At 63.7% G+C, this 12,042-nt stretch carries 11 protein-coding genes; 3 read left to right on the forward strand and 8 right to left on the reverse strand.

Annotated features, from left to right (window positions below):
- Window positions 1-49 precede the first annotated feature (49 nt).
- The 8 genes from BFX80_RS08785 to rbsD all read right to left on the reverse strand — a co-directional run bounded on the left by BFX80_RS08785 (window position 50) and on the right by rbsD (window position 9,421).
- Window positions 50-988 (reverse strand): hypothetical protein, encoded by a 939-nt coding sequence (locus BFX80_RS08785; protein WP_084208615.1) that lies wholly within the window; start codon window positions 986-988, stop codon window positions 50-52.
- 343 nt (window positions 989-1,331) lie between these two features.
- Entirely contained in the window at window positions 1,332-2,537 is a 1,206-nt protein-coding gene (locus BFX80_RS08790) for a dicarboxylate/amino acid:cation symporter (RefSeq protein ID WP_084208616.1), read from the reverse strand.
- Between the two features lie 226 nt (window positions 2,538-2,763).
- Window positions 2,764-3,984, reverse strand: a complete 1,221-nt coding sequence (locus BFX80_RS08795; protein ID WP_240499724.1) for an MFS transporter — start codon at window positions 3,982-3,984, stop codon at window positions 2,764-2,766.
- 138 nt (window positions 3,985-4,122) lie between these two features.
- Window positions 4,123-5,148: a LacI family DNA-binding transcriptional regulator gene (locus BFX80_RS08800; RefSeq protein WP_084208617.1), complete on the reverse strand. Its 1,026-nt coding sequence runs from the start codon at window positions 5,146-5,148 to the stop codon at window positions 4,123-4,125.
- A gap of 188 nt (window positions 5,149-5,336) precedes the next feature.
- The gene (gene rbsB / locus BFX80_RS08805; RefSeq protein WP_084208618.1) at window positions 5,337-6,230 is read right to left on the reverse strand and encodes a ribose ABC transporter substrate-binding protein RbsB; all 894 of its coding nucleotides are present in this window, start codon (window positions 6,228-6,230) and stop codon (window positions 5,337-5,339) included.
- Between the two features lie 154 nt (window positions 6,231-6,384).
- Window positions 6,385-7,362, reverse strand: coding sequence for a ribose ABC transporter permease (gene rbsC / locus BFX80_RS08810; RefSeq protein WP_084208619.1), 978 nt, complete (start codon window positions 7,360-7,362; stop codon window positions 6,385-6,387).
- A complete protein-coding gene (locus BFX80_RS08815) occupies window positions 7,362-9,002 on the reverse strand; it encodes a sugar ABC transporter ATP-binding protein (RefSeq protein ID WP_240499725.1) in 1,641 nt (546 codons plus the stop codon). Before BFX80_RS08815 ends, rbsC begins: the two co-directional genes overlap by 1 nt.
- Window positions 9,002-9,421, reverse strand: a complete 420-nt coding sequence (gene rbsD / locus BFX80_RS08820) for a D-ribose pyranase (RefSeq protein ID WP_084208620.1) — start codon at window positions 9,419-9,421, stop codon at window positions 9,002-9,004. Before rbsD ends, BFX80_RS08815 begins: the two co-directional genes overlap by 1 nt.
- Before the next feature lie 339 nt (window positions 9,422-9,760).
- On the opposite strand from rbsD, the gene fliD reads away from it, so the two are divergent.
- The 3 genes from fliD (at window position 9,761) to BFX80_RS08835 (ending at window position 12,036) form a co-directional block, all read left to right on the forward strand.
- Window positions 9,761-11,197, forward strand: a complete 1,437-nt coding sequence (gene fliD / locus BFX80_RS08825) for a flagellar filament capping protein FliD (protein ID WP_084208621.1) — start codon at window positions 9,761-9,763, stop codon at window positions 11,195-11,197.
- 90 nt (window positions 11,198-11,287) lie between these two features.
- Window positions 11,288-11,689 carry a flagellar export chaperone FliS gene (gene fliS / locus BFX80_RS08830; protein WP_077376165.1) on the forward strand — a complete coding sequence of 134 codons (402 nt, stop codon included), beginning with the start codon at window positions 11,288-11,290 and terminating at the stop codon, window positions 11,687-11,689.
- Window positions 11,686-12,036: a flagellar protein FliT gene (locus tag BFX80_RS08835; protein WP_077376168.1), complete on the forward strand. Its 351-nt coding sequence runs from the start codon at window positions 11,686-11,688 to the stop codon at window positions 12,034-12,036. Before fliS ends, BFX80_RS08835 begins: the two co-directional genes overlap by 4 nt.
- The last annotated feature ends 6 nt before the right edge of the window (window positions 12,037-12,042 follow it).

Below are 12,042 nucleotides of genomic sequence, written 5' to 3' on the forward strand. Positions count from 1 at the left end.
TCAGGACGGCTCACGACTGTCTCTCACGACCGTCACTCACGACCGTCACTCACGGCTGGAGTTCGGGCCAGGTGACCTTGGCCTGCTGCTCGCCCAGCCAGTAATTGAGCGCCTGACGCATGTCACTGACGGCAAGCGCATTGCCATTCAGCGCATGTACCACCTGGGGCAGGCTTGGCGCTTCACCGGCCTGGGCCGGCCACTCCTGCTTGAGCATGAAGGCCGCCTTCGTCGGGTCTTCCTGATGCAGGGTGCGTTGTGCCGCGGCGTGGGCCTGGCCCAGCTGTTGAAGCTCGGCATCGAGAGCGTCATCGGCGATGTCGGCGCGGCTGACCAGCAGCATGCGCGGAAGATCCAGCATGTTGGCGCGCGGCAGCCAGTCCTTGGAGAGCGGGTGCAGGGCCACCAGACGGGAGGCGTCATCGCCACCCAGGAAGGCGGCATGCATCTTGCGACTGTTGATCAGCGCCTTGGGCGCATCGCCGGCGTACTCATCACCTTCCAGCGCTTCCAGCGAGCGCGGGCTCACCAGCTGCATGCTGGAACCGACCTTGACCTCGATCCACTGCTTGAGCGCCAGATGCGAGCGCGCATCACTGTCGCTGATCACCACCCGCACTGCACGCGTGGTGTCATTCAGGAAGCGGATCAGCATTTCCTGCGGCTCGAACAGCTTGGTATAGCGGATCAGCTCATCGCGTGCGACCAGGCTGACATCATCCAGGTCCGCGCCATCCAGTACCCGCAGCGGCACGCCGCTCTCGGCCAGTGCCTTGAGGTTCCAGGGCGTCAGGTAGGCGGCGTCCAGAGTGCCATCACGCAGCCCCTTCATCACCTCATCCGCACTGGCGTATTGCGTCAGGGTCAGCGGCTCGCGCAGTGAGTCCTCGAGGGTACCTTCGGCTTCCAGCACGACGGCAGGGCTGGCGCTGACACCGGCGTCGGCAGGCATGCCGATCTCCAGGGCGCTGGCCTCCTGTGCCAGCATCAAGCTGCCACCGGCGAGGCACCAGGCCGCCAGTGTGCGTCGCAGGGGCAGGCGTTGGGCACGCGGGGGAGGGGGAAAGAGTCAAGCAGGGACATCTGGCACTCCGGCAACGGTAACAGAGAGGCGGTAACTCACCGCCATGACAGCGCTCACGCGTGGGCGCTCATGGTAGCCGTTCACGGGCATGGTGTCAGGCGCGGCGCGGCGTCATGCCTCACCTTGAGCATGTGGAAGCCTTGCACACGAAAATGCCCCGCCACTCGAGAAGTGGCGGGGCATTTTCGTGTGCAGCGGTTGTCCCGAGCGCCCTGGAGATCAGTCCGTGACGCTCGGGTGGCCTGCTTCAGGAGCGTGAACGCGCTGCCTGCTCATCAAGCGCTCGGGCATCGCTGTCCGCGACGACGCCATCGCGGCGGGCGAAGTGGTCAACCCACAGCGCGATCACGCCGTCGCCGGTGACATTGGTGGCGGTGCCGAAGCTGTCCTGTGCCAGATACAGCGCGATCATCAGGCCAAGTTCCGCCTCGCCGAAGCCGAGCATGCTGCCGAGTACGCCCAGTGCGGCCATCACGGCGCCGCCCGGCGCACCGGGCGCGGCGATCATGGTCAGGCCCAGCATGATCAGGAAGGGGACGACTTCGCCGAGACTGGCGATGGCCAGGTCATGGCTCATCATCATCACGGCGGTAGCGCAGGTCACGATGGTGATGGTGGAGCCTGACAGATGGATGGTGGCACACAGCGGCACGCTGAAATCCGCCACTTCATCGCTGACCCCGTTGGCCTTGGTCTGACGCAGGCTGACCGGAATGGTCGCGGCGGAGGACATGGTGCCCAGCGCCGTCAGATAGGCGGGCAGCATGTTGCGCAGGAGTCCCAGCGGCGAGCGACGCTGGACGAGCCCGGTGATCAGATAGGCCGTGCTCAACCAGATCCAGTGCATCACGATGGCCAGCACCAGCACCTTCCAGAAGGTATCCAGTGTCGACAGCGCCTTGCCCTCATAGGCCATCTCGGCAAAGGTACCGGCGATGAACAGCGGCAGCAGCGGGATGATGACGCTGTTGAGGAACACGTCGACCACTTCACGTGATTCAAATACCGCGCTTTTCAGGGTCGGAAGCTCCCGACGACTGATGACGACACCGAAGACGAAGGCCAGTACCAGCGCCGTCATCACCGGCAACGCGGCCGGAATCTCGAGATCGAGGAAGGGGGCCAGTGCGTCGCGGCCTTCGGCCACGGGCGCCATGCCGGACAGCATGCCCGGCAGCAGATTGCTGGCGACCAGGAAGGCGAAGATGCCAGCGAGAATGGTGGAGCCATAGGCCATGCCGACGGTGCGTCCGAGCATGGCGCCTGAATTCTTCGGCAGAGAGGCGATGCCACTCATCACGTAGAACAGGATGATCAGCGGGATGGTGAAGTTGATCAGCTGGCCGATGATGACCTTGGCGGTCAGCGCCGCGCGGACCACGATATCCGGGGCCATCAGACCGATCAGAAGACCGGCGATGATGCCGAGGACAAGTTTGACGATGAGCTTCATGTGGATCTCGAGAGTTTGACGGGTTCTTGCCCTGAGTACAGGCCGTGAATCGCGTACCATCTCGCTGGTCGGCGGACTGCTGGTCGTCGCAGTCAGGCCACGCACCGAAATGGCGCGCAGAGTGTACCTGAATCGACTACCTGAATCATGGCGTCATTTGCCGCAGTCCGTGAGTGATGGCGGCATTCGCTGTCGTCGGGGCCCACGGACCCCTTGAGAGGAACGTTCAGGCCTTGTGGGAGGGCGCCGCTGGCCGGCGCTGTCTGAGCAGGTGATGCCCGAGCGCCAGCGCCCCGAGCGTCAGCCCGAACACTGCCATGCCCTGCCAACCGAAGAGGCTCATCATCTTGACCCCGACGGCCGAGCCCAGGCCGGCACCGGTGTAATAGCACAGCATGTAGACGGCATTCATGCGGCTCTGCGCCTCGGGGTCGATGGAGAAGACGCGCACCTGATTGGGAATCTGGGCGGCGAAGACCCCGAGATCCAGCAGGATGATGCCGATGATCAGCCCCGTCAGGCTGTCTCCCCAGAGGCCGAGTACCGCGAAGGCGGCCACCACCATCGTGAGCGCGAGGCTGATCAAGGGGCCTGCGCCGACGCGATTGACCAGACGTCCCGCCGCCTTGGCCCCGATGATCCCCGCCAGTCCGATGATGCCGAACAGTCCGGCTTGCTGAACGCTGTAATCAAAGGGCGTGTCGGTGACATGAAGTGCCAGTGTCGCCCACATGGCGTTGAAGGCCGCGAACCACAGTGCGCCGGTGAGCGCGGATTCGCGCAGCAGCGCATGGCGTTTCAGCAGCGTGAACATCGAGGCGATGAGCCTGGGATAGGCCATCTGCACCGCAGGGGCACGACTCGGCAGCTGACGATACAGTGACACACCGATGACGATGGCGAGGATGGCGGCGACCAGAAAGACGCTGCGCCAGCCCCAGTACTCGGCGATGCTGCCGCTCAGGGTGCGCGAGAGCAGGATGCCGATGGTCAGCCCCGTCATCAGCGTGCCGATCACCTTGCCGCGCCTCTGCGGAGTGGAGAGTGACGCGGCAAGCGGGATCAGCTGCTGGGTGATGTTGGCGCCCAGACCGACCACGAAACTCGCCACCAGCAATGGCCAGAGACTCGGGGCAAGAAAGACGCCCAGCGAGGCCACGGCCAGGGTGATGGACAGATTGCGGATCAACTGGCGTCTGTCCATGGTGTCGCCCAGCGGCGAGATCAGCAGGATCGCCACGGCATAACCGAACTGCGTGGCCGAGGGAATCATGCCGATGGTGCCCTGGCTGACGCCGAGTGAGGCCGCCATGTCGGCCAGCAGCGGCTGGTTGTAATACAGGTTGGCTGCCGTGGCGGCCACGGCAATCGCCATCAGCAACAGCAGGCCGCGACTGATGGGGGAGGACTCGGGGGTCTCCGTGGTCGTCTCGTCTTGATGGCTCACCGAAAGGCTCCTCTTGCGCATTGTGCTGATGTGCGGATCTGACGCGCTGATCTGGCGTCGATCAAGGTGGCCTACGGTATGTCGCCATCACCTATAAGAGAAATGTTGATAATGGATATCTTTGATGCCGAGCTGTTATCAGCGCGAGCCTGATGAGGCCCGGTCTACCCTCGAAACGCTCTCGCGCACGACCAGCGTGGGGGCCAGCTGGGTCTGACCCGGGAAGGGGGAACCCTCCAGGCGGGCGATGAGCTGTTCCACTGCCGTGGTGCCGAGTTCATAGATCGGCTGGCGGATGGTGGTGAGTGCCGGGTTGAGGTAGGCGCTGATCTCGATGTCGTCGTAGCCGATGATCGACAGCTCGCGTGGGACCTCGAGACCGAGATCCTGCGCGGCGCGCAGACAGCCCAGCGCCAGCAGGTCATTGAAGGCGAAGATGGCGTCCGGTCGATCCCCGGGGTCCGCCAGCAGCAGGTGAGCGGCGCGATGGCCATCTTCCAGCATCAGGTCGGTGGCGACCTGCCAGTCCTCCGGTACGCCCAGGCCGGCGGCCTTGAGCGCCCCGAGTGCTCCGCACAGGCGCTCCCGCGAGCGGGCGTGATCGCGTGGGCCGGTCAACAGCGCGATGCGCTCGAGTCCGCGGGATATCAGATGCTCGATGGCAAGCCTGCCCCCCAGGCGCGAGTCATCGTTGACCACCGTCATGTCCCAGCCCGGCTGGGGTTCGGCGTCCATCATCACCGTCGGCAGCGGCAGGGCGCTGAGAGCCTGCAGAAAGCCCTCGCCGTTCTCGGCGGTCATCACCACCAGCCCATCGATGCGGCGATCGCGCAGTGTCTCGAGATAGCTGAGCTGCTTGGCATCGATGTCATCGCTGTTGCACAGGATCAGGCTGTAGCCTGCCTGATAGCAGCGGTCCTCGACTCCACGGATCACCTCGGCGAAGAACGGGTTGTGCGCGCTGGTGACTATCATCCCCAGCGTGCGGCTGCGATTGGATTTCAGCGCGCGTGCCACGCTGTCCGGCCGATAGCCGAGTGCCGCGATGGCCTCGCGCACCCGCGCTTCGGTGTCCCTGGCGACGGGCCGAGTGGCATTCACCACATGTGAGACGGTGGTGACGGAAACGCCTGCCCGTGCCGCCACATCCTTGAGTCGAATCACGCTGCCTGTCCCCTGTCCCTGGTGGAATGATGCATCTGTTCTGACGCCTGTCGTCACGTCTGTCGTGGTGAGTGTCGTCACGTCTGTCGATGTGAGTGTCGTGGCGTGTCGGTGGCGCCGGTGGAGAGCGGTGACGAAAACGCCGGCACGAGGCCGGCGTCTTGGTGTCACGTCTCGCGGGCTCGCGCTTACTCGGTGATCAGCTTGAGCGGCACGTCGGTGGTCTTGTCGACATCCTCGCCCTTGAGCAGCTTGTCGGCGACTTCCACGCCGAGACTGCCGATCAGTGACGGTTGCTGCGCGATGGTCGCGTCCATCTTGCCGGCCTGAACCGCCTTGATGCCTTCATCGGTGCCGTCGAAACCGACCAGCAGGATGTCCTTGCCGGCCGCCTGCAGCGCGCGCTGTGCGCCGAGGGCCATTTCATCGTTCTGCGCGAAGACGGCATTCACCTCAGGATGCGCCTGGAGCAGATTCTCCATCACGTTGAGGCCCTGGGTGCGATTGAAGTTGGCCGGCTGGCTGGCGATCAGGCTGATGTCCGAGTGACCCTCGATGGCCTTGAGGAAGCCTTCCCCACGGTCACGTGTCGCGGAGGCACCGGCCACGCCCTCTAGCTGTACGACCTTGCCTTCTCCGCCGAGTTTCTCGGCGATGAAGCTGCCGGCCAGTTCGCCACCCGCGACGTTGTCGGAGGCCACGTGGGCGGCGATCCGGCCGCCGTTGGCGCTACGATCCAGCGTCACCACCGGCACGTTGCGTGCATTGGCGGTACGCACGCTGGAGACGACGGCGTCGGAGTCGGTCGGGTTGACCAGCAGCAGGTCCACGCCACGTGACAGGGCGTCTTCCACGTTGGACAGCTCACGTGCGGCGTCATTGCTGGAATCCAGCACGATCAGCTCATGGCCGAGCTCCGCCGCCTTGTCCTTGGCACCCTGCTGCAGGCTGACGAAGAACGGGTTGTTGAGTGTGGACACGACCAGCGCGATCTTGTCCGCCATGGCGGATTGCACCGGCATCATGCTCAGACCGGCGGCGGTGATGGCGGTGGTCAGCGAGGAAACGAGCAGTTTTTTCATGGCGTGGTTCCTTTCATTGTTGTCGACGCCATCGTCTGGCGTCTTCGTTGTCGGCGACCCTGGCGATTCATGACCCCGTGGTTGGCGCACGGGATCGAGGGTCTTCGATGCTGCCGGGAATGAAATCGCAAGCGTCTTTCGCGCGCGTTCGAGACTATTTCTGGGCGCGGCTGTCGATCAGTACCGCGAGCAGGATGACGGCGCCCTTGGCGATCATCTGGAAGTAGCTTGAAACCCCCATGATGTTCAGCGCGTTGTTCAAGACCCCGATCACCAGTGCGCCGATCAAGGTGCCGAAGATGCGGCCTCGACCACCCATCAGGCTGGTGCCCCCGATGACGACGGCGGCGATGGCGTCGAGTTCGTATCCGGTGCCGGCATTCGGCTGTGCCGAACCCAGACGGGCGGCCAGGATGGCACCCGCCAGTGCCGCGAAGGCACCCGCGATGGCGTAGACGCTGATCTTGATGCGATTGACGTTGATGCCGGACAGGCGTGCCACCTTCTCGCCACCGCCGACCGCATAGACGTGACGGCCGAAGCGGGTGTGATGCAGCACGCCCCAGCACAGCACATAGACGAAGAACATCATGTAGATGGGAATCGGGACGCCCATCCAGTAGCCGCCGCCCAGGTTCCAGAAGCTGTCGGCGGCTTCACTGACGCCGATGGAGACCGGGCGACCATCGGTGTAGACCAGCGTCGCGCCGCGCAGCACCGTCATCGCCACCAGGGTGACGATGAAGGCCTGGATGCGTCCGAAGGCGACGAACAGACCCGAGACTGCGCCCAGTGCGGCACCGGCGATGATGGTGCCGGGCACGCTCAGCCACGGTGACAGGCCGGCGGCGGTCATCGAGGCGGCGAAGGCGCCGGTCAGTGCCAGTACCGCACCCACTGACAGGTCGATACCGGCGGTGAGAATGACGAAGGTCACGCCCATGGCGATGATGGCGTTGATGCTGGTCTGGCGCAGCACGTTGAGCAGGTTGTCGGCAGACAGGAAGTTGTCGGACAGGCCGGCGCTGACGGCGATCAACAGTGCCAGCGCGATCAGTGCCTTGTTGTCGACCAGCAGGCGCATGATGTCGAGTCGACGGTCGCCGGCGGCGGAGGAAGTGGGAGTGGACATCAGTTCGGCATCTCGTGGCGGGAATCAGAAGACGTGTGTGGAGGGGTCGCTCGGGTGGCGCCAGTGCTGGCACTCAGCGGGCTCTCGAGACCGGAGGCGGCTGTCATGATCGCTTCCTGGGTGGCGTTCTCGCGGCTGAATTCACCGGAAATCCGGCCATCGGCCACCACGAGAATGCGATCCGCCAGACCCAGCAGCTCGGGCATCTCGGAGGAGATCAGCAGGATGCACTTGCCCTGACGCTTGAGCTCGTTGATCAGCAGGTAGATCTCGCGCTTGGCGCCGACATCGACGCCGCGGGTCGGCTCATCGAGAATCACCAGCTCCGGTGCCGGCATTAGTGCCTTGGCCAGCGACACCTTCTGCTGATTGCCACCGGACAGCGTATCGACCGCCTGGGCGGTATCGCTGATCTTGATCTGCATGCTCTTGACGAACTGCTCGACCGCGGCGGCTTCCTCGCCGTGACGAATGCGCCCCAGCGCACCACAGAAGTTCGGCAGGGCACTGAGAGACATGTTGCTGGCCACCGAGTGCGCCAGAATAAGTCCTGACTGCTTGCGATCTTCCGGCACATAGACCAGGCCTGCCGCCAGTGCCGCGGCCGGCGAGGGGAACTGCCCGGACTGTCCGTTGAAGGTCACGCTTCCCGCCGCGATGCGGGTATCACCGCACAGCGCGCGCGCAAGCTCGGTGCGTCCTGCGCCCATCAGGCCGCCGAAGCCGAGCACCTCACCGCGCCGCGCCGAGAAGCTGATGCCATTGACGCCCGGCGCGTGAAGCTCCTTCACCTCCAGCATCACCTCGCCATCGGGGCTGGCGGGCGTATAGGGATAGCGCTCGGCCAGTTCACGGCCGACCATCAGGCGAATCAAGCCATCCTCGTCCAGTTCCGCCGTCGGCCCCTGATGGATCATCTGACCATCACGCAGCACGGCGACTTCATCGCACATGCTGAAGATCTCGTTGAGACGATGGGTGATCAGCACCAGTGAGCGTCCCTCACCGCGCAGCTCCGCGACCACCTCGGCCAGGATGTCCGTCTCGATGTCCGTCAGGGCATCGGTGGGCTCATCCATGATGATGATCTCGGCGTCAAGCGACAGGGCGCGCGCGATCTCCACCATCTGCTGCTGACCGATGCTCAGTTCACTGACGGCGGTGCGTGAATCCAGTGTCTGGCGCAGGCGATCCAGCAGTTGGCGGGCATCGGCATGCAGGCGCTTCCAGTCGACGGTGCCAAGCGCAGTGCGTGGTTCACGCCCGAGGAATATGTTCTCGCCGGCGGACAGGCCCGGCACCAGATTGAGTTCCTGGTGAATGATGGCGATGCGACTGTCCATGGCCTGGCGTGGGGTGGTGAAGATGACTTCCTCATCGCGAAGCCACAGGGTGCCGGCGTCATAGCGATACACGCCGGAGAGAATCTTCATCAGCGTCGACTTGCCTGCGCCGTTCTCGCCAGCCAGCGCATGCACGCGGCCGGCGCGCAGCGTCAGGTCGACGCCCTTGAGCACGCTGACCCCGGAAAAGCCCTTGTCGATGCCGCGCAATGCCATCAGCACGCGCGGGGCAGCGTCCTCATTGACCTTGGGCGCTTGCGGGGTCGGATGCGTGACATCTTGCGTCTGCATGCCCATCAAAAGGGAACTCCGCAATGCAGGATCAGATTGGCGTAGGGCGTGCACTCACCGGTGCGCACGATCACGCTGGCCCTGGGGAGTTCGGCCTTGAAGGCCTCGTGCTCGATCACATGGCGCTCAAGCGGCTTGGCGTCACGCTGCTCCAGTGAGGCCAGGCGGGTCGAGAGCGCGTCGTGAAGCTCCGGGCTCTTGAGAGCCAGCTCGCTGGCATGGGTCACGGCTTCGATGCACAGCTCTGCAAGCAGGGCGTCGAGCACCGGCAGCATGGCCGGCAGCCCGGGAATGACCGCCAGATCCACACAGGGGATATCGGCGGGAATCGGCAGGCCGGCATCGGCGATCACCAGGGTCTGGGTATGGCCGAGGCGAGCGATGTGCCCGCTGAGCGGCGCGTTGAGTAGGCCTTGTCGTTTCACGTCTCAGTCCTTGAATGAGGCAGGGGCGAGTCGATCCAGTCATTTACCTGACGGGTTCACCATGGGCGACAGTATGACGCGCAAACGTTTGCGGCGCGGTAGGCGAAACGTCGTAGCCTCTGTAGAGCGACTACTTTTTTGTAGTGGACGGCGCAGAAGGCGAGCGAGCGGGGGCGAGAATCGGTGATGAAGAAATGACGCCACAAGACTCAAGTGATTGCTGATGTGGCCGATAAATGCAGCAACCGGGACACAATTGCGTGTGGTATGCGTGCTTTTTCGCCCGATGGCGCTGCGAACGGCATGCCAGAATATCGCTAATGCTCAAGGGGAAGGCTTATGGCGACGATTTCATCGCTGGGGATAGGGTCGGGGCTTGACCTCAATGGCCTGCTGAGTGACCTGGAGAGCGCCGAGCGCCAGAAGCTCACGCCGATTGCCAACAAGCAGGCCAGCTACGAGGCGGAGCTGTCGGCCTGGGGGACGATCCAGAGTCGTCTGGAGTCGCTGGACACGGCGGCAGCGTCCCTGGCTGATCCCGATATCTATGCCGGCATGACGACCACCGCCAGTGGCAGTGGCGTCAGTGCCAGCGCCACCAATATCGCGGAGCCGGGCAGCTATTCGGTCTCGGTCTCCCAGCTGGCGCAGGCGCAGAGCCTGGCGACCGGGGGTCAGACCCATCGCGATGAGGCCATCGGGAGCGGGACGGCCACCACGCTGACGCTCTCGCTTGGAAGTCTCGGCAGTGACGATGGCTATGTGGCGGACGCCGAGCGCACCGCCGAGATCGTGATCGACTCCAGCAACAACAGTCTGGAAGGCATCCGAGATGCCATCAATGCGGCAGGGCTTGAGGTCAGCGCCTCCATCGTCAACGACGGCTCTGACTCGCCGTATCGTCTGGTGCTGACCTCCCGGGAGACCGGCAAGGACTCCGTCATCAGCCTGTCGACCAGCGGTGAAGAGCCGGCGCTGGAGGACCTGCTTGGCTTCGACCCCGCCGCGCCATCCGCGAGTCAGGTCGAGCAGGTGGTGGAGCCGCTGGATGCCAGCTTCAGTGTCAATGGCATCGCCATGCACAGCACCTCCAATGAGATCGACGATGCCGTGGATGGCCTCAGCCTCGTCTTGAGCGACGTGACCACGACACCGAGCACGGTGACGGTGGCCGAGAACCCGGAAAAGGCGAGTTCGGCATTGCAGGCCTTCGTCACCGCTTACAACGAATTGCAGAAGACCATCGACAACTACACCGCCTTCAATGCCGATGAAGGCACGGCGGGCGAGTTGCTGGGCGATTCGACGCTGCGAACCATCGAGAGCCGGCTCACCTCGGCGCTGAATTTCACCAGTGAGGGGGACTTCTATGCGCTGTCCTCGCTGGGAGTCACTCGCACGGACGATGGCAAGCTTGAGTTCGACAGCGCCATGATCGATGAGGCGGATGCCACGCAGCTGGCCGCCATGTCCGGCTTCTTCATCTCGGACAGCGAAGCGGGAAGCGTGGGCTTCGCAAGTCAGATGGCTGGCCTGCTGGATCAGGTGGTCGGCGATGACGGTACCCTCGAGAACACGACCGAAAGCATCGAAAGCTCGCTGGAAAGTCTCGAGAGTCAGTACGAGCAGACCGAGACCACCATTGACGCCACCATCGAGCGCTACCGGGAACAGTTCACGGCACTGGACATTCTGGTCGCCAATCTGACCTCGACCAGCGATTACCTGACGGGACAGCTGGAAACTCTGGAAAACAGCTGGAACCTGACCGACTAGCCGGCCAGGTGATCACACGCCGCCATCCTACATCTGACATCAGGCTGTTGAAGGCCTTGAATACGCTATGAACAAAGGAAGACAAACGTCATGAGTCGCTATCGTGGGGCCAATGCCTACGCCCGTGTCGGCGTGGAATCCGGAGTCCTGTCTGCCAGTCCCCACCAGCTGATCGTGATGCTGTTCGAGGGAGCTGATCGCACCTTGGCCGCGGCCCGTCTGCAGATGGAGGCAGGCGATATCGTGGCCAAGGGACAATCTCTGACCAAGGCCATCAACATCATCACCGATGGGTTGCGTGCCTGTCTGGATCACGAGCAGGGAGCCGACGTCGCCGCCAACCTGGATCGTATGTATGACTACATTGCCCGCTTGCTGCTCCAGGCCAATCTGTCCAACAGTGTGGAGAAGCTGGATGAAGCGCGCCGCCTGCTCAGCGAGCTGGGCGAGGCCTGGCGTCAGATCGCGGCTCACGACAAGGGACAGTCATGATCATGGAAATCGATGCGCCATCAGTGGATGAAGCGTCCGCTCTATGCGATGCGCTCTTCACTCAGATGTCCAACATGCTGGTGGCAGCGCGCGCAGGAGACTGGCCGGGTGTCATACAGGGTCAGACGCGCTATATCGAGCAGATGCAATCGCTGCGCATGCCGGATTCCGGCAGCGCGGAGGCTCGTGAGTATCTTGAGCGTCAGCTGAAGGGGCTGACGAGCATGGAGGCGGAGCTGACGACGCTGCTCAATGCGCGCAAGGCGCAGTTGCAGGAAGTGCTTGGCGATGTGGGGACTCGGCGCAAGCTGGCGCGCAGTTACGGACATCGCCAGCATCTCAGTTGAGTCGGT

The sequence above is a fragment of the Cobetia marina genome (assembly GCF_001720485.1).
Classification (GTDB): Bacteria; Pseudomonadota; Gammaproteobacteria; order Pseudomonadales; family Halomonadaceae; genus Cobetia; species Cobetia marina.

What these genes read in the sequence shown, in the direction of transcription:
- rbsB (WP_084208618.1), bottom strand. Translation starts at nt 6,230, where the DNA reads ATGAAAAAACTGCTCGTTTCCTCGCTGACCACCGCCATCACCGCCGCC.
- BFX80_RS08790 (WP_084208616.1), bottom strand. Translation starts at nt 2,537, where the DNA reads ATGAAGCTCATCGTCAAACTTGTCCTCGGCATCATCGCCGGTCTTCTG.
- BFX80_RS08815 (WP_240499725.1), bottom strand. Translation starts at nt 9,002, where the DNA reads ATGGGCATGCAGACGCAAGATGTCACGCATCCGACCCCGCAAGCGCCC.
- fliS (WP_077376165.1), top strand. Translation starts at nt 11,288, where the DNA reads ATGAGTCGCTATCGTGGGGCCAATGCCTACGCCCGTGTCGGCGTGGAA.
- BFX80_RS08785 (WP_084208615.1), bottom strand. Translation starts at nt 988, where the DNA reads ATGCTGGCACAGGAGGCCAGCGCCCTGGAGATCGGCATGCCTGCCGAC.
- BFX80_RS08835 (WP_077376168.1), top strand. Translation starts at nt 11,686, where the DNA reads ATGATCATGGAAATCGATGCGCCATCAGTGGATGAAGCGTCCGCTCTA.
- rbsC (WP_084208619.1), bottom strand. Translation starts at nt 7,362, where the DNA reads ATGTCCACTCCCACTTCCTCCGCCGCCGGCGACCGTCGACTCGACATC.
- fliD (WP_084208621.1), top strand. Translation starts at nt 9,761, where the DNA reads ATGGCGACGATTTCATCGCTGGGGATAGGGTCGGGGCTTGACCTCAAT.